Source organism: Microcoleus sp. w2-18bC1, from assembly GCF_036700365.1.
Taxonomy (GTDB): Bacteria; Cyanobacteriota; Cyanobacteriia; order Cyanobacteriales; family Microcoleaceae; genus Microcoleus.
In genome coordinates this window covers 37,716-55,672 of sequence record NZ_JAUBOS010000037.1, presented here as the reverse complement: position 1 = coordinate 55,672, position 17,957 = coordinate 37,716, and the positions used below count along the sequence as shown (strand labels likewise).

Sequence of the window (17,957 nt, the reverse complement as noted above, 5' to 3'; positions counted from 1 at the left end):
TTTTGGTAAAAATTGTAATCTCACACTTTTTTCATTATAACCGATAACTAATCAACTTATTTATTTTTCATTCCTTACATTTTCCATCACAAATAGCGGATGATCGAGATAGGGATTGCCTGCCTTATCAACCTGCCCATCATGAGCTTTTGCTGCGATCGCGATCGCCCGCTGTAGTAATAATTCGTACTCTGAATTCGTATTTGACAACATAGTACAGAAGTTCTCTATTAAAGTTTCAGTCTCCTCGCGGGGAAAACGTTGTGTGGGAGTTTTTATTTTAAATATTCCTGCAACAATTTCCAAGCCATTTGAGTACCTTCACCTGCGTTGACTTTTTCAAAGTCTACATCTTTTCTCAAAATTACCAAACCCACACCTTCTTTGATTTCTATTTTATCACAATCGCTAACGATCGCCAAAAAAAGGTGGTTGTTTTGTAAAACCTTTCTATCATTTTGGGTCTTTTGGTGAGTAAAAGTTGCGATAAATTCCATTGTGTAATCATTGATTGTGAGGCAAGTTTCTTCCTCCATTTCTCGCACTGCTGCCTGCTGTGGAATTTCTCCAATGTCCACGCCACCACCAAAAGTAGAAAGCATTCCTTGACTGGCAATACCGGGAATATTATCTCGCAGTTGTGCCCCAATCTGACCGTTGGGAAGCATGAGAAAAATGCGAACTATTGACTGAGGAATATTCATCCGATCGAGGGAATAATACAACTAAAAAAAATTGCTCTAGAGTTTTCTAATTTGACTCCAAATTTGCCTAATCCAATTGTATACCGCAGCATACAAAGCCAACAATTTATTGACAAAACTTTGCCAAATAGAGTTGTCGGTGACTTCAGAAACTTCTTCGGTTTCCACGGGCAGCGGGGGCATCCCGACTACTTCATACAGCGGATATTCGCCACTTTTCCCCGGAATTTGCACGGATACGCACTGATTGACGATCGCCAATTTCTTAATTTCCTGATAAGTCTCCTCGGAAATCAGTAAACTGGTTCCCACTTGCTTATTAGCAGCCTCGATCCGGCTGGCAAAATTCACCGCATCTCCGATCGCCGTAACTGTCTGACTCTTCGATGCCCCCAAATTCCCCACAACCACCCACCCGTAATGTATACCAATTCCAATCCGCAATCGGTGACGGTATAGAGTCTCAAAATAGGGATTGAGTTTCTCTAGTTCCTCCAGCATCTGCACCCCAGCCCTCACCGCTTGTTCCGCTGCCCTGTCTGAATTTTCCAACCCAAACAGCGCCATAAAACCATCTCCCATATAATTATTAATCATCCCGCTGTTGCGGTTGATTGCATAACCCATTTTTTGGAAATAGCGATTTAAAATATAAATTACATCGTAGGGCAATAGCGATTCTGCAAAAGGCGTAAACCCTCGAATATCGGCAAACAAAATTGCAATTTTCTTCTCTTGACCCACAGGAGCAGAAATTGACTTTCCTGCCATTTCGTCGTTAAAGGATTCCAAGTCTTCAGAATCGATCGCCAATCGGCGCAAAATCACCTTGCCGCCCGCAACCTGTGTCTGACAAGCTAGCCTAATTTCCGGTTCTAAACGCAATTTTTGGGCAAGTTCCTCTTCCGGCGAAGTGCGCGGAGAGCAAAATTCCAAACCTTCGACAATCAATACCCGGCAAGTTGAACATCGGGCGCTACCGCCGCAGATGTGGGTGTGGGGAATGTCGGCACGCAGAGAAGCTTCGAGAATTATATCGTCGTCGTCTATCTCGATCGTGCGATCGTCCGGCAGATAGTGAATCTGTGGCATATATGGCGCGTCTAGCTAATTAGCGAGGAATCTCGCGGACATCTGTTATTGCAGCGAACCTGTATGCAAACCCGGTTTCTCGGCATTTTTTCTGTCTCCCCTCCCCTGATTCCTTAACTATAAGTCGCGATCGGCATTTGCTTCTCGTTTCATCAGCTCAACCGCCCAACTGACACCAGTTTAAAAAAAGAATGCAACTCTAGGCAATAGTCCCACTCTTAGCTGATCATTCATTCTCAATTCTAAAATCTAGAATGGTATAACTGAACACTACAATTTTCACCGTGAGATGAAAATACCCCAATTCAAGCTGTGGAGTTAATCTAAAATCTAAAATCTAAAATCTAAAATGGACTGACATAATTCTTAATAAAATTAATCTCCCCCAAAGCCCTATAAATCCGTTATCAAATCTCCTTCAACAGCCATATATTTTTAGAATTTAGGAAAGTTTTGCTGTGCAAACCTTACTTGGCAATAGTTTCAGCTTTTTTGCTCTGTAACAACCAGCTAATTTTGGTGAGATAGAATAGCAGCATCTTTAAAACCAGTATAACCATGACTTCATCAACAGCCTTACAAAACATCGAAAAGCACATTCCCATAGTGGGAGATGTACATATCAAAAGTCCGATCGCCTACGCAGCAACCCGCCTCGCAGTCAGTGGAGTTAACACGGTGCAAATGGCAGTAGCAGAGTCTTACATCAACGGATTAGAAGTCCCAGATTCAGTATTGCGATCGCTTTTTGATACCTGTATGCCCGTCTTTTTTAAGCATTTCCCGTCCCTGCTTGCACCCTACGAATGGGTACTAACAGAAACAGATCACACAGCCGAAGGGTCGCGGGATTTAATGAAGATTCAGTACGACTTACCTCAAGCAATGCTGAATCCGATGTTAGGTGACGGAAAACTCATTTACCCTAAATACAGCATGGGATTATGGGAAAAAGGAGCCGCCAACCTTGAACAAGCGCAAATCCAAATGATTGATGATGTGATTGAGAAGCTAGAAATTCAGGATGGCGACAATATTTTAGACTTTGGCTGCGGTTGGGGTTGCGTTCCCAATTACATTCTTTCCAAATTTCCCAATGTCACTTTTACGGGGATTAACCTCAGCCACCACCAATGCGAGTATATGCGTCAGAAGATGCAATACCCCGAAAGCTACCTTAGTTCAGGTCGATTTACCCTATATGAAGGCGATTTGAACGACGCCAACTTCGAGACAAAATTTGACAAAATTCTCTCCATCGGAGTTTTTGAGCATGTAGGCAATTTAACGAAAGCTTTCCAAAAGCTGGCATCTTTCCTGAAGGATAAAGGCAAAGTTTTCATTCACATCATTACAGTTCGCACCCCCAACAATATATCCAGTGTTTTCACCCACAAATACATTTTCCCCCACGGCCGTTACTGGAAATACGATGCCGTTCCCAGCTACAACAAAGACCTCAAAACCATTAAAAGATGGTATATCAACGGATACAATTACTCCACAACCTTTGCTAACTGGCTAAAAAACTTTGACGATTCTCAGGCAATAGTCAAAGATTTGGACTACGGCATCGACTATGCCAAATTTCGTCGCATCTGGCGGTTTTACTTGATTTGGTTTGTGTCTAATTTCGCGAGTTGCGACGGCGAATATAACGGCAACGGTCAATATTTAATGACTCATGCCTAATCGCTAATCAGTAGACCGAGCTCAAAAAACCTAACACCACGAGCCCCGACTTCTTGGAGAAGTCGGGATTCTCAAGTGCGAGCTACTTATCCGGATAATGAAACCTTTCAACCTAGATTTAGGGCGATCTAGAAGTGTTGCATTCTTTTGAGAAATTTGTCTGAGTTTAAAAAAGTCCGGAATCAGATGATCGATCGGTGAATAAGACTTATATCAAGCATGAGCCTGCACAATACTTTTTAAATTCCATCCTCGATCGGTAGTGATGATATCCGATATTTTACTACAAAAAAAGGGTTGATTTATACAATGGTAGACAATATGAAACCTTCTCTTCCTCAAGACGACCCGAACCCAGAACAGCGCCGCGATTCCTTGAATCGCCAGCAACAAGCTTATCAGTTTGACCATGACAGTTTATCACCTTTGGCATTATTGAAAGATCTGCCACCAGTCGAGAACTTTTCGAGCAAGTATATTGGAGAGCGGATACTAGCAACATCGGAACTTCCCGGAAATATGCTGGCGGCCGATTCGAGAAGTTTTCTCGATCCTCTCGATGAGCTCCAAGACTATGAAGATTTCTTTACTCTGCTGCCGCTACCTGCTGTTGCCAAAATCTACCAAACCGATCGCTCTTTTGCAGAACAGCGCCTGTCTGGAGCAAATCCGATGGTGCTTCGTTTGTTAGATGCCGGAGATCATCGGGCGCAAACACTGGCACAAATTTCCAGCTTTCACCCATTATTCGATCTGGGTCAAGAGTTGCAACAAAAAAACATTTACATTGCCGATTATACGGGTAGCGACCAACACTATCGCGCGCCTTCAAAAATTGGAGGTGGCAGCTATGAAAAAGGCAGAAAATTCTTGCCAAAACCGCGAGCTTTTTTCGCTTGGCGGTGGACGGGAATCCGCGATCGCGGTGAACTGGTGCCGATCGCCATTCAACTAGATCCGACGCCAAATAGCCATCTTTACACCCCGTTCGATCCTCCTGTGGATTGGCTGTTTGCGAAACTCTGCGTGCAAGTAGCAGATGCCAATCACCACGAAATGAGTTCGCATTTAGGTCGAACTCATTTGGTGATGGAACCAATCGCGATCGTCACCGCCCGACAGTTGGCTAAAAATCATCCCCTTAGCCTGCTGCTGAAACCGCACTTTCGGTTTATGTTGACTAACAACGAGCTGGCACGTTCTTATTTGATCGCTCCGGGCGGGCCAGTCGATGACTTGCTAAGCGGTAGCTTGCCAGAGACAATGGAAATAGCTAGAGAGGCTTGCAGTAACTGGAGTCTGGATCAATTTGCCTTCCCAACCGAACTGAAAAATAGGGGCATGGACGATCCAAATCAACTGCCTCACTATCCTTACCGAGATGATGGATTGCTGCTGTGGAATGCGATCGAAACCTTTGTATGTGACTATCTCAAATTCTTTTACCCGACAAATGAAGCACTCGTCCAAGATGTGGAACTGCAAACTTGGGCCCAAGAATTAGCCTCGAATGAGGGCGGTAAAGTCAAAGGAATGCCCAGCAAAATCGACACAGTTGAACAATTAATTAAAATTGTCACAACCATAATTTTTACCTGTGGCCCGCAGCATTCAGCAGTCAATTTTCCCCAGTATGAATACATGAGTTTTTCTGCCAATATGCCTTTGGCAGCCTACCGAGATATTCCCAAAATTACTGCTGCGGGAACTCTTGAAGTGATTACGGAAAAGGACATTTTACGGTTGCTTCCTCCGTACAAGCGAGCGGCTGAACAACTGAAAATTATGTTTATTTTGTCAGCTTATCGATATGACCGTTTAGGTTATTACGATAAATCTTTCCGAGAACTCTACCGGATGAGCTTCGATGAAGTTTTTGAGGGAACGCCGATCGAATTTTTAACGAGACAGTTCCAGCAAAATTTGAATATGGCAGAACAAAAGATTGATGCTAACAATCAAAAACGAGTAATCCCTTATTTTGCTCTCAAGCCTTCGTTGGTACTCAATAGCATCAGTATGTAGAATTGTATTTTTTGGGGCGGGCGAGACGCCCACCCCACACGAAAATTCATTCTTTGTGGAACAGGCCCAAAAGCCTGTTCTTCAGCGTGGTTCAAGATGTGAGTTGCAATACGAATTCTCAGCTTTTATAGTCTTCAACAATCGAGCAATTCACGGACATTGTACCAGAGGAATCAGAGAAGGTGACTTCATCTTGATAATGCCGGGGTGTTTGCATCAGCAACCGCCAAGCTTTGCCAGCATCGATTAAATTCAGGCGTCCAGGATAGTGAATTTGCAACAACTCTTGCACCATCGGATAATAGTCTGAGTTGATGCTGGGGAAAATATGATGCTCTGTGTGGTAAGAAAAATTTAAGTGCAGCAGGTCAAATATTTTAGGAACCCGCACTGACATACTGTTGATCAGCGGGTCATTAATGACGGTCATCCGGCAACCCATGTGGTTGGTATAGATGTAAAACATGGCGCCTGCATGACCAATTGCGATCGGCAAAAAGTAGGCAAGAGCGATTTTCAGCGGATGAAAGCCCAGGTAGAACAAAATGCTGGCATGAATTCCTAAAATTCCCAGACATTCAAATGCGATTGTCAATCTATCTTTAGGACTAACTGTAAAGGCAGCCGGTACGTAATCGACAGATTTATCGTTAAAGAACAGTACCGAGGTGAGATTGCGGAAATTATGCACTAACCACGAACCGGCCATCCCTACAATTAACCACACCGGGTTGACTTCCACCGACGGGACAAACAGATTTTGAATCCATTTTCCCCAAGTATCTGGTTGCTGGTACAGATAGTTGCGATCGGGGTCTGCCAAAGAATTCGTGTTATTGTGATGCACGAGGTTGTGCAGATTTTTCCACTGAGTAGGCGGCATAAACAGCATACTTAGTCCCAAAAAGGCGATCGGATAAGTGAGGCGCGACTTTTTCTGAACGCTACCGTGCATCAAATCGTGGGAGCTAAATAGCAAAACTATGATACTATTGCCCATGATGACGGCTAAAGGTAAGTAAAGCCCTAAAAGATAGACAGGCCAGCGATCGAGATTAGCAGCAATTCCCCATCCCAGCAATAAAATAGCAGCATTGATGAGTAGTATTGCTAACTTGCTAGGATCTGGTTCAAAGGCATCTGACGGCAGCAGCGGACGCAATTTTTTAACATATACCGAGTGGTGAATTAGCGTTTCTTCGCCGCCTAAAGTCGGCGTTGCCGCCTTGTCTAGAGTATTGAGTGATTTTTCTGATTTCATGTGATCGCTAAGAGTATTTTCATGTGAGTTAATAAGTTTCTAAATTTAATTAGATCCCGTACCCGATTTGAGATTGAACCCACACATAAATCCGGCTTATTGTTAGGATGCGGAGATTTTATCTGTCTCCACTGTGGCTATCCGAGAACTGGCGATCAAATTGCTTTAGATCAAGGCTGCCTGATTGTTCTACGAAGATATTATATCCCATAAAGAAAATTTTAGAAACAACTATTAAAGGCTTACGCATCGATAATAGTCTCCCACTTTTCAGTTTGGTTTAATCCCAATAACCAATCCTAAATAACCTAAGCTGATACGCATTTAAATTGGGATTTTTGAAGCCTAGACTCCTTGCACCATGGCTTTCAGGCAAAAAATTTAAATGCTGAACAGCTTATAAGATTAAAAAAGTCCGTTTCCCTGAACAATTTCTTTAATTGTCGTCAGCGTATCTAACCCGATCAATCCCCGGCGATAACCTTTTTGGTTGGACATTCCCAAAAATATCGCATCTCCCCGATTTTGATAACGCCAAAACCGAGGTGAGGCATTTATAAAAGTTGAGGCGCTGTTAACATCCAGAGCAAATTGGCGACTTTCTAAGTAAGATTCAGTGGCAATGCAGTCAGCGTGACCGCTGCTGTAGCGGTTGATCCAGCCGATCGCAATCTCTAAACTATCGACAACTTTAAACGCGATGGTTTTGTTTAAATACGGTTGAGTCCACTCGTATGGTTCCGCCAGCTTCAACTCTGGGAAATCTGCAACAAGATCCGCATCGCCGCTAATTTGAAAGCCTTTTTCTTTTAAACTGTTCCACAGCCTGACTAGGGAAGAAGGCTTTTGGTTGCGATCGATCAGCACTTTCTCGATCGCATTAACAGGATCGGGAACGCTTTGATGGCTGTCCAAAATCATCCACCTTGCCATCTCCAAACTACCAGTCGGCGACCAATAAAGGTAACAATTTCCCATTGCCGACCTCAAAACTGGTGCTGTACACAGCCTAACCACCTGCTGCACCAAACTTGGTCTACCGTAGGGAATAATTAAATTGAGATATTGGTCTTGAGTGACCAATTCTCGGATCGAAGCGCCCCGATCCGGCGGCAGTATCTGCAAACATCCCGATGGCAAACCGACCTCATCGATCGCCGAAACCAAAGCTTCTCCAATTACTGTATTAGTTTGCCAGCTTTCGCTGCCGCCTTTAAGAATCAAACTGTTAGCGCTTTTGAGAGACAAACCAGCAGCGATCGCCCCCAACTCTGGAAATGCCTCGTAAATGAGAGCGATCGCCCCCAGTGGTAGCGACTGACAGTAAACCTGACAGCGATCGACCTGATAAGAAGCATTGATCACCCTACCGATCGGGTCTGGCATTTCCCCCAACCGTTGCAGAATTTGCACAGTTGTCTTGATCCGTTCCGGCGTCAGCTTCAGCCACTCCACAATCAACTCGGGAATCGCCATGTCCCGACTCGCTTCTAGATCCAGAGTATTTGCTTCTAAAATGTCATTTTGCCGGCGTTTCAGCGAGCCCGCCATCGCCTGCAAACCTGCAGCGCGATCAGCACTCTTTGTCGCAGCCAACTCCAAAGAAGCTTGATAAGCGCGACGCGCGACATTTGCGGCATCTGATGAATGGGTAAAATCCTCTATTATCATCTAGCTAACGCCTATAAGCCAGCCATACCATCAGCGCCGGCAGCATTGCTAGCAGCACCGCGACCATTGCCCACAGAATAATATTCGGGCCAGGCGAGTGTAGCGCCAAGGGCAACCAAATCACTAGCGGCACCAATATCATACCCAAAGCCAGTGGCAAGTAATAAGCCTTCAAACCCGGATGCGCTCTGTTCCACTGGTTGCCCGTCCACCGCCAAGCCTGCTTGTAAGGATAGTTCGTTGATAGTTGCTCGATCACGTATCCACTTTCGTCCAATACAAATATTTGTTGACAGCGGTTGCAGCCCAAGGCTTCTGTCAACGTTATGGGAACTAGACGACCCCGGCGTCGGCAAGGACAGGGGTACTCATCGTTTAAGTCAATCTTGGGAGCTTTTTGAGAGGGCACTAGCGATCGGATAAAAAAAGCGTTTTTACAAAAATAATCGTTAACATATCCACTTAATCAAACTTGTCAATTCCGCCAAAGCGAGGCTTTCAACTGCCTGTTCCGAGATCACGCCCGATCGGCAATTTTGACTTGCAAGTTCTGCATTCAATCTTACCACTAACTTAGGTATTTTCAACCATCCTTCATTAGGAGGATACCGAAAACTTTCTTGATCTACTTTCCGGTTTCCTTGATTTTTTTATCTTCTAAAGCGGGTGACGCGATTCGAACGCGCGACATTCACCTTGGCAAGGTGACGCTCTACCACTGAGCTACACCCGCATTTCCTGCGGTATTAACAATATTGTCTCAATTCTCGAAATTTGTCAAGTCTTTTTAGTAAGTTTTTTTTCAGACACCCTGTAAAAACCCCCAAAGCCTATCCCCACCGGAAATTTCAGCAGCCAGATCATTAACCAAATCAGTAATTGCCGTGAAAATTGACCGCCATCCGCCGACGGCAAAGCTACAATCAAGCTGGAATTGTGGGAGAACACTGTCATGTCAGATTTAAATCGCGGAATCATGAAGTTCAAGGGAGCTGACAGTCCTATAGCGATCGCCATTTCGGCGATTGTCATTGCCGGCGGAATCGGCTTCTTGATCTGGTGGGCGCTGCAATCAGCCTACACCTTCAGCTAACAGACTACTCAAACGTAAAACTTATCAGGCCTTGCTCAGAAGGCAGAATTTAAGAAAAATTCTGTCTTTTGCATTTTTTTGCCCTTAGCCTGGAATTGATGGCCCTGGAATGCGGATCGATTGCGGACGATCGAATGATTGCCCTAAATCACCCGATCGGGCGAGTCGCTAGCATGAGCCGAGATGACTCCCCGATCGAATACTTTTGTAGTACACTTGTAAACACGGCGCGCCGAGAGCGCAGTTCTAAATGCAAGTGTTTGCAAGGGTTGTATCTCAACAAAAATTTATGGCAAGCTTTCAGGACATCTTCAAATACTACAGTCGCTACTGGAAAATATCACTTTACAGCATAGCTAGCTCCAGCGTTTTGGCACTAGCCGATTTGCTTGTTCCTTACGCGATCGGTCAAATATTAAACGTATTGTCGGGTCAACCTACAGATACAGTAACGCAAAAACTCATAACAGCGATCGCCTCCGTTACCCAGCACTCACCCAACAAAATATTATCGCTATCCGTCTTGCTGGGCATAATTTTTCTGGTAACAGTCGCCAAAGCACCGGTACAGCCTTGGGTGGGAAATTGGTTCCACTGGGCGATACCATTGAGGGCAAGGCGCGATCAAATGAGAAGTGCGATCGGCAAAATCCTCACCTTACCCCTAGAATTCTACGACGAAAACAACGCCGGACGGATTGCCAGCCGCATCGCCAAAGGCATCGCCAACCATACTTGGACTTACCCAGAAATTGCCGGCGAATTCATCCCCGAAGTCGTTCGCTTAATCGGCATTTTTGCCGTTATCTGCTTAATTGAGTGGCGGATTGGCTTATTAATTTTGGTTTCATTTCTATTTATCCTCAGTTTCACCTTAAAGGGCCTGCAACAGGTGACGGCGCAGGAAGAAAGTCTGGATGAATACATCGAAGATACCGAAAGCCGCAACTCGGAAATTATCACCAACATCAAAACAGTCAAAGCTTTTGCGACAGAAAGCCATGAACTCAAAAGGCAAACAACCAGACTCGATCGCGAATCAAAAGTCGTGATCCACCGCATTCACAAAGGATACGTCATCCTGGGGACATACCAGCAGACGATCGTCCAGTTGTGTTTGTTTTCAGTCCTCGGTTTTAGCCTAGCAGCCACGGTTGCAGGCAAAATTTCCCTCGGATATTTTGTTACCGTCTACACCCTGGCAAGCATGGCATATTCCCAACTGCGTCCGATTAGCATTATCGCCGAATTATTGGCGCGGCGCTATTCTTCAATGATCCGGTTCCACGAGTTTATGCAAACGCCAGACGGTGTGGATGCGGTCAATTTAGCAGAAAATGCTCAATCGGCACAGCCACCTTATAAATTTACCGGCAAAGTTGAGTTCAGCGGTTTGACATTCGGGTACGACAGCCAAAAACCCGTTTTGCAAGATGTGAATTTATTGATTCATCCCCGTCAGACTGTAGCATTAGTCGGGCGATCGGGTTCCGGGAAATCGACTTTAGTTAAACTTCTGTTTCGCTACTTTGAACCAAACTCCGGCCGCATTCTGATCGACGGAGAAGACATTCGCAGCTTAGACGTGACTCGCTACCGCCAGCGTTTAGCCATTGTCCACCAAGAAGTAGACGTTTTTAACGGTACTTTGCTGGAAAATTTGACTTACGGAAACAGAAATGCAACTTTCGAGCAAGTTGAGGATGCTTGTCGCATTGCCAAAGTAGAGGATTTTGTGCGGCTGTTGCCCCAAGGTTACTATACCGTTGTCGGGGAGCGAGGAATGCGCTTGTCAGGCGGTCAGCGGCAGCGATTGGGGATTGCCAGGGCGCTGTTGGTGGAGCCGGATGTGTTAATTTTTGATGAGGCTACTTCTAGTTTGGACTATGAAAGCGAGCGATCGATCCAGATAGCCATGCGAAATATCCTCGGTACGCGCACCACCATAATTATTGCCCACAGACTGAGTACAATTCGCGAAGCCGATGCGATCGTCGTACTCGACGGCGGTAGAATCGTCGAAGTTGGCAGCCACGACGAACTCTTGAGTCAACAAGGCATTTACCGCCGCCTGCACTCCCTGCAAGAAACCGGGGAATTAGTGAATTAGGGATTTCCTCTTAGTCTAGACTTAGGGTGCTCCGGGCGGACACCCAGCCTAGACGTAGCAATGCACACCTTAAACAGTGTTCAATTTTCCCGTCTACCGCTAACTCACTTATGTGTTCTTAACTGAATGATTAGAGTTTCAAATATAATGTTGCAAATAAAGATTGTGGTGCTAGGATATATAACTGTGATGGAAATGGGTCGATGCCCGAGCGGTTAATGGGGGCGGACTGTAAATCCGCTGGCTACGCCTACGCTAGTTCAAATCTAGCTCGGCCCACCTCAATTTAATAAACAGTTAAAATTTAAGAATTAAAAATTAATTTTTTAATTGGAGATTCTTAATTTTTTATGCCCGTGTAACTCAGTGGTAGAGTACCTCCTTGGTAAGGAGGAAGTCACGAGTTCAAATCTCGTCACGGGCTTGCTATTCTCTGCTATCTCTATAAAGAGTTTCACGCTCATCGCACAGTAACAAGGTTAGTTTTCCGCTCAACTTTAGTGCTGATGGTTTTCTAATATGTCCAAAACGACTTCCATATCTGCCAAGTCTGCCCTCGACTTTTTGCGTCTGGCTTTGAACTGATTGAGCAGGTCGGCCGGCTCTGGAAATTCTGCGACTACTGGAGAAACTTTGTTGCTATCTCTGGTAGTGTTGGGGCTGTTAATTAATATCGATCGTACCCATAGTTTAGCTCGTAAGCACGGTTTTGACATTACTGTTAGTGGCTGGCAGTATGGGTAGTTGAGAATGGTGTAACATCTCAGTGGGAACTGAGATGTTGCACCATTCTCGATAAATCTTTTATGAACAGGCAAGATGCCTGTTCCACAATAAAATTCATCTCTTGTGGAACGGGCATCTTGCCCGTTCTTGAAAATGGTGTAACATCTCAGTTCCAACCGAATTTAGCTATGAGACTAGGGTTTCCCCTCGGCGGACACTGCCACAAACTCATCACAATATTGTACCCATATCCAAATCCCCGACTTGTTCAAGAAATCGGGAATCTAATCATCCTCATCCAATCCCAGCGGCACAAAATATTGACTGTAAACCACACTATTCGGCTCCCAAAGCGGCCGCCAATAAACATTTTGGATCACCGCTTTCTCCCCATCACTATCCGCAGGCCACTGAAAACTGACGATCGCAATATTGCTATATCCCACAATCTCATCACCCTCTTGCAGCCAGCGATTGCGCCACAACAGCGATATAAAATTCCACAACCTACGCAGGAATGACAATTGTTTATTTTTATGTGTTCTATCTGACGGAGTTCCCTTTTCTAGCAGCAAAAACACCCGAGCTCTTTGCCGTTTAATCCAGTCAATCCGATAACCCCAATCAGGCAGAGATTGTCTATTCCTAACAGCAGCCTCCAGAGCTTTCTTTCTGCTACTCCTGGGGATTTTCATTAATTCCAGCGGCTCATTCCATCCCAAACATTCGTGCGATCGCTCAGGAAGCAGCGACTTAATCTTAGTATGAATTAAATGCGTTTTCCACTCTTCATTGATAAAAGCACTAGCAGTCAACTGCGCCAACACAGAATAGTGACAATTTGATTGATAATTCGCCAGATTCAAAGGCTCAATATTCGATCGAGAATCGCCAAAATGACAATCAGACCAATAACTCAGCCGCACAGCAGCAGCATAGTGAATATCCCCGCTCAACACAATCACCCGATCGCGCTGCTTAAAAAACTCCGACAACAGCTTCACAAAAGCCAACTCGTGAAAATTCCAAGCATCCCCCGCATCGCTATTAAAAACCTTCCCCTGTTCCACATCCCGCTTTTGCACCGCATCAATAATCCACAAACCAACCAAATTTGTCGGCACAACTACTAGCGTCGCCTCAATCTCAAACTCCCCAGTTTTATTCAGCAAATTAGTTTCTTGCAAAGGCTGCTGAATTTGCTCCTCAAAACCTTTGTGAGTCAAAAGCATCGGCGGATCGATCGCGCTTTTCACCGGATACCCCCGCCAACTCCGCGTATCCAGCACAATCACCTCATGCTTAAAACTTCTCACAATAAAATGCCAATTCAAAACCTCATTTACACCCTCGTCATCTCGATCCAAAATAAAAACATCTTCATCTAATTTCAACTTAGGCAAATGAGTTTTCGGATCGAGTTTTGGAATTCCCAAATACGAAGCCGCCTCCTCCCAAGCAGAAACATCAGTCCCCGCCGAAGCCGACCATTTTTCAGCCGCCTTTAATAATTTATCTCCCGGTTTTTCGCGATCGAACTGTGCAGGCGTATTTCCCCAAGCCTGAAACACAGCGTAAGCAAGCAAAGCATTCTGCACCACCCGCCGGCCCAGTGGCTTTCCCAGCACCCGGTAACACCACTCTCGATTCAAATAAAAATCGTCGCTAACATCATGGTCATCGCAAATCATATAAGTAGGAATATTCGCTAGCGCCCTCCTCACTCTCCACAAATTGCGAGCAAAACCGTCAAGTTCAACAACTTCTCTATCCCAGACTTTTGCCTGCTTAGAATTTGGGCAAATATCCTTACCCTTCGGAAAACTCGTACACCAGAGTACCGGCGACCAAACTAACAAATACATCGCATAATATTCGCCCAAGCTAAATAAGTGACTTTTAGCATTGGCGGGTTTATTTACCAACATCGCCGTAAAGCCGCCAAAATCTCTGGCAATATCGCTGCGAGTCCCCGGTTTTAACTCAATTGGTTTTTTGGACTCATATTCAGCATCAGATGGTTTCTGAATAGGGGACTCTCTAAAAATTTCCCTCTCTTGGCCACCTGCATTTTCGTTTGCCGAATTTTTAGGTATACTGATACACAAATTCTTTTTAATTTGGGCATCATCCATCAGGGGTAGACTCTCTTCCCAGCCCAACAGGGTATCGCCAGCATCCGTCAAAGCCCACAGCATCGCATCGGCCACGTCGTCGCCGTAAATTTGGTCGCCGGTTAAAAACAGTTGGTGGGGCCTGCTATTTGCCGTACCTGCAAACTGTTCGATCGAATTATCCAAGATTGGCAGCGCATCTCTGCCGTCTCCGTGGGGCTTGCGACAAGAACCGTGAACGATACGCAAATAGTTTAAATCCTGTGGCGGCAGGGCAAAAGTGGGCAACTGGTGAGCGAAATAACTAATCGTCTCCGGCCCCAAAGCCGATAAATCAGGAGTGGCAGGCCACAGGCAAGAAATGAGATTTTCTTTCTCATTTTCTGGGACTGCACCCGCCGACGGCGACTCGCTACTCCCCGCAAACTTGATGTCATAAGCATAAATTTCCCCAGATGTCAAGACATTGCTATTAATTGGTTTAGCAGTCACCGCGACTACGTGCAGGTATTTGCCGAGCTGTACGGTAGAGTTCGCACCTTGCAGCAATGGCCGATCGACAATTTCGCCGGTTCCGCCCTCCGTCGAATAAACCTTGAGTTCGACTTGGCGGGGTGCTTTCAGAGCCAGCCAAACTGTCACGGCCCGACTTTCAGTCCGGCGCAAAATCGGGCCCGCAAGGATCAGCGGCAAGTGATGAATTCGATGACTTAAGGGAGTCCACGACATAGGATTTAAAAAATAAAAATTAAATAAGAGTGTTCTAGCAATCAGATTTTAGGCGATCAAGCATCTGTCACTCGCTTAATTAATGCTAAGTCTGCCAACCCAAGTCTCCAAAATTGTAACAACTCATTAAGTAAAATTAATAATCATGCTACAAGAAGAACAATTACAACATTTCCGAGATTCAGCCCCGCACTTGTCGGTAATTACATCATCAGAACCCGCTGGACGGCCCAACAGCCGGCCAATCTACTCCTCGCCCTTAGATAGGGCGATCGACCGCCACCCCCTCACCGTGGCTCCAGAAACCCCGATCGCCCAGGTGTTGGCTCTCATGAACCCGATGCGCGTCTCCTGTCACCTTTGTGGCGAAAAACAAAACGCTGTTGCTAGCGCAGCCAAGCGCAGTTGCGTATTAGTCGTCGAAGATAATCGCCCGATCGGCATTTTTACAGAACGGGATATCGTCAAGCTAACTACCGTCGCAGCTTGTACAGTCGGACTGACAATTGCTGACGTAATGACTCGATCGCCCATTACCCTCAAACAATCCGAGTCTCAAGATATTTTCACAGCTATGTTCACGTTGCGCCAGCACTCCATCCGGCATTTGCCCGTAGTGGACGACGACTCGCGACTTATCGGCATCATCACCCGCGAAGCCATTCACGAAGCCCTGCAACCGATTAACTTGCTAACCAATTTGCGCTGTGCAGCAGATATCATGACCAAAGAAGTCATTTCTGCCCCAACAACTGCCTCAGCGCTCGATTTAGCCCAGCTCATGGTCAAGCATCGAGTTAGTTCCGTCGTCATTGTCCAAGAGCAAACTCAGCATCCCGATCGGGCGATCGCACCAACACAAAATTATCAAATTCCGATCGGCATTGTCACCGAGCGCGACATCGTGCAGTTTCACGCCCTCGAATTAAACCTCTCCGAAATCCCAGCAGCAAGGGCCATGAGTGCGCCTTTATTTTGCATTTCTCCCGCCGATTCCCTCTGGAGTGTCCACCAGTCCATGCAGCGCCACTGCGTCCGCCGTTTGGTAGTAGTTGGCAACCAGGGAGAACTTTTGGGCGTTGTGTCTCAGACAAGTTTGCCGCAAGTTTTTAACCAATCTGAAATGTATGGGACGATCGAGCTGTTGCAACAAGCAGTGGACGATCGAGCCACCCAATTGCAGAAAGCCAACGAACTTTTGCAGCAAGAAATTTTAGAGCGGCAGCGGGCCCAAGAAGCTCTGCGCCAAGCTCACGACGACTTAAAACAACAAGTTGAAGAACGCACCGCTCAACTTTTAGAATCAAATGAATTGTTGAGACGGGATATTATCAAGCGCCAGCGAGTTGAAGAAGTCCTGCGGCGAAAGCAAACTTGCTTGAAAAATCAAGCGCAGCAATTAGAGGAAACTGTGCGAAAGTTGCAGCAAACTCAAACTCAATTGGTGCAAACCGAAAAAATGTCTTCTTTGGGACAAATGATTGCCGGTATCGCTCACGAAATTAACAACCCTGTTAATTTTATCTACGGCAACCTTTCCCACGCCAGCCACTACATCAAAGAATTGCTCCAACTGTTGCAACTTTACCAGCAGCACTATCCCGAACCCGTCTCGGAAATTCGGAAAGCAGCAGCAGATATGGAAGTCGATTTTTTGGTAGAAGACTTATCTAAGATCCTGTCTTCTATGCAAGTAGGAACCGAGCGCATCCGCCAAATAGTTGTGTCGATGCGTAATTTTTCGCGATCGGATCAATCTAACATCAAGCTCGTTGACATTCACGAGGGACTTGAAACCACTTTGTTGATTTTGCAGCACCGGCTCAAAGCCCACGGCGCACATCCAACTATTCACATTATTAAAGAATACGGCAATTTGCCCAACATCGAGTGCTGTGCCGGTCAGATCAATCAGGTGTTCATGAATATTATCGGCAATGCTATTGATGCTTTGGATGAAGAAATCCAGAAAGGGGAATGGGCGGCGAGAAATGCGAAAAATTCACCCCCGTCAAATCCTAATTCTCCATTGACTGTTCCCACAATTAAAATTCGTACTGAAGTTGTTGGCGGCGATTTTGTCGCGATCCGCATTTCCGACAACGGGCGGGGCATACCGGATGAGATTCGCCACCAATTATTTGACCCGTTTTTTACTACCAAACCAGTCGGCAAGGGCACTGGGTTGGGACTGTCGATTTCTTACCATTTAGTTGTCGAACAGCACGGGGGGCGACTCGATTGCGTTTCGGAAGCTGGACGGGGCACTGAATTTGCGATCGAGATTCCGATCGTCAGTGGTCATTAGTCAGCAGTCATAGGATTTTAGATTTTAGATTTAAAAATTGAAGAATTGAAGAATTGAAGAATTGGAAATGACTCATTAAGCTCGTGGTTTGGATCACGGGCCTACAGTTGCATTCTTTTTTTCAACTGGTATCAGTAGTCATGGGGAAGACATGATATTCTCCCAATCCCCCACTCTCCCCATCCACTCTCCCTCTTCCCGACTCACTCCCCCACTCTCCAACTCCCCACCATTTCCTAAAAATTCACAATTTTTTACAAAACACCCGAAACCCCAGCAAAGTCAATGTTTGCCAATCTAAAATCTAAAATCCCATAACTTTCTCCCTCTTCCCGACTCACTCCCCCACTCTCCGACTCCCCACCATTTCCTAAAAATTCACAATTTTTTACAAAACACCCGAAACCCCAGCAAAGTCAATGTTTGCCAATC

General features: G+C 45.6%; 13 protein-coding genes and 3 tRNA genes. 7 read left to right on the top strand and 9 right to left on the bottom strand.

Going from position 1 to position 17,957, the window contains the following annotated elements:
- Positions 1 to 60 precede the first annotated feature (60 nt).
- From QT979_RS18665 to QT979_RS18655, 3 genes are all read right to left on the bottom strand, one after another.
- Positions 61 to 213, bottom strand: a complete 153-nt coding sequence (locus QT979_RS18665; protein WP_333311361.1) for a hypothetical protein — start codon at positions 211 to 213, stop codon at positions 61 to 63.
- A 62-nt stretch (positions 214 to 275) separates the two neighbouring features.
- The gene (locus QT979_RS18660; protein ID WP_333311360.1) at positions 276 to 725 is read right to left on the bottom strand and encodes an NUDIX domain-containing protein; all 450 of its coding nucleotides are present in this window, start codon (positions 723 to 725) and stop codon (positions 276 to 278) included.
- Between the two features lie 15 nt (positions 726 to 740).
- Positions 741 to 1,796 (bottom strand): adenylate/guanylate cyclase domain-containing protein, encoded by a 1,056-nt coding sequence (locus QT979_RS18655; RefSeq protein ID WP_333311359.1) that lies wholly within the window; start codon positions 1,794 to 1,796, stop codon positions 741 to 743.
- 558 nt (positions 1,797 to 2,354) lie between these two features.
- On the opposite strand from QT979_RS18655, the gene QT979_RS18650 reads away from it, so the two are divergent.
- Together QT979_RS18650 and QT979_RS18645 are read left to right on the top strand one after the other, a co-directional pair.
- Complete coding sequence (locus tag QT979_RS18650; protein WP_333311358.1) at positions 2,355 to 3,488, top strand: class I SAM-dependent methyltransferase; 1,134 nt, start codon at positions 2,355 to 2,357, stop codon at positions 3,486 to 3,488.
- A gap of 321 nt (positions 3,489 to 3,809) precedes the next feature.
- On the top strand, positions 3,810 to 5,513 hold the full coding sequence (locus QT979_RS18645; RefSeq protein ID WP_333311357.1) for a lipoxygenase family protein: 1,704 nt from the start codon (positions 3,810 to 3,812) through the stop codon (positions 5,511 to 5,513).
- Positions 5,514 to 5,631: 118 nt separating this feature from the next.
- Here the strand turns inward: QT979_RS18645 and QT979_RS18640 are convergent, their stop codons facing one another.
- The 4 genes from QT979_RS18640 to QT979_RS18625 all read right to left on the bottom strand — a co-directional run bounded on the left by QT979_RS18640 (position 5,632) and on the right by QT979_RS18625 (position 9,178).
- Positions 5,632 to 6,774 (bottom strand): fatty acid desaturase, encoded by a 1,143-nt coding sequence (locus QT979_RS18640; protein WP_333311356.1) that lies wholly within the window; start codon positions 6,772 to 6,774, stop codon positions 5,632 to 5,634.
- Between the two features lie 405 nt (positions 6,775 to 7,179).
- Positions 7,180 to 8,445: a glutamate-5-semialdehyde dehydrogenase gene (locus QT979_RS18635; RefSeq protein WP_333211906.1), complete on the bottom strand. Its 1,266-nt coding sequence runs from the start codon at positions 8,443 to 8,445 to the stop codon at positions 7,180 to 7,182.
- A 4-nt stretch (positions 8,446 to 8,449) separates the two neighbouring features.
- Complete coding sequence (locus QT979_RS18630; RefSeq protein WP_333084666.1) at positions 8,450 to 8,854, bottom strand: hypothetical protein; 405 nt, start codon at positions 8,852 to 8,854, stop codon at positions 8,450 to 8,452.
- A gap of 252 nt (positions 8,855 to 9,106) precedes the next feature.
- A tRNA-Gly gene (locus QT979_RS18625) sits at positions 9,107 to 9,178 on the bottom strand.
- Between the two features lie 219 nt (positions 9,179 to 9,397).
- On the opposite strand from QT979_RS18625, the gene QT979_RS18620 reads away from it, so the two are divergent.
- The 4 genes from QT979_RS18620 (at position 9,398) to QT979_RS18605 (ending at position 12,072) form a co-directional block, all read left to right on the top strand.
- Positions 9,398 to 9,538, top strand: coding sequence for a hypothetical protein (locus tag QT979_RS18620; RefSeq protein WP_172188980.1), 141 nt, complete (start codon positions 9,398 to 9,400; stop codon positions 9,536 to 9,538).
- 289 nt (positions 9,539 to 9,827) lie between these two features.
- Complete coding sequence (locus tag QT979_RS18615; protein WP_333311355.1) at positions 9,828 to 11,648, top strand: ABC transporter ATP-binding protein; 1,821 nt, start codon at positions 9,828 to 9,830, stop codon at positions 11,646 to 11,648.
- A gap of 197 nt (positions 11,649 to 11,845) precedes the next feature.
- Positions 11,846 to 11,927, top strand: a tRNA-Tyr gene (locus QT979_RS18610).
- 73 nt (positions 11,928 to 12,000) lie between these two features.
- A tRNA-Thr gene (locus tag QT979_RS18605) sits at positions 12,001 to 12,072 on the top strand.
- A gap of 73 nt (positions 12,073 to 12,145) precedes the next feature.
- On the opposite strand, the gene QT979_RS18600 is transcribed toward QT979_RS18605, so the two are convergent.
- Complete coding sequence (locus QT979_RS18600; RefSeq protein WP_333311354.1) at positions 12,146 to 12,364, bottom strand: hypothetical protein; 219 nt, start codon at positions 12,362 to 12,364, stop codon at positions 12,146 to 12,148.
- Between the two features lie 294 nt (positions 12,365 to 12,658).
- Positions 12,659 to 15,217 carry a PhoD-like phosphatase gene (locus tag QT979_RS18595; protein WP_333211910.1) on the bottom strand — a complete coding sequence of 853 codons (2,559 nt, stop codon included), beginning with the start codon at positions 15,215 to 15,217 and terminating at the stop codon, positions 12,659 to 12,661.
- A gap of 145 nt (positions 15,218 to 15,362) precedes the next feature.
- On the opposite strand from QT979_RS18595, the gene QT979_RS18590 reads away from it, so the two are divergent.
- Positions 15,363 to 17,525 carry a CBS domain-containing protein gene (locus QT979_RS18590; RefSeq protein ID WP_333311353.1) on the top strand — a complete coding sequence of 721 codons (2,163 nt, stop codon included), beginning with the start codon at positions 15,363 to 15,365 and terminating at the stop codon, positions 17,523 to 17,525.
- The last annotated feature ends 432 nt before the right edge of the window (positions 17,526 to 17,957 follow it).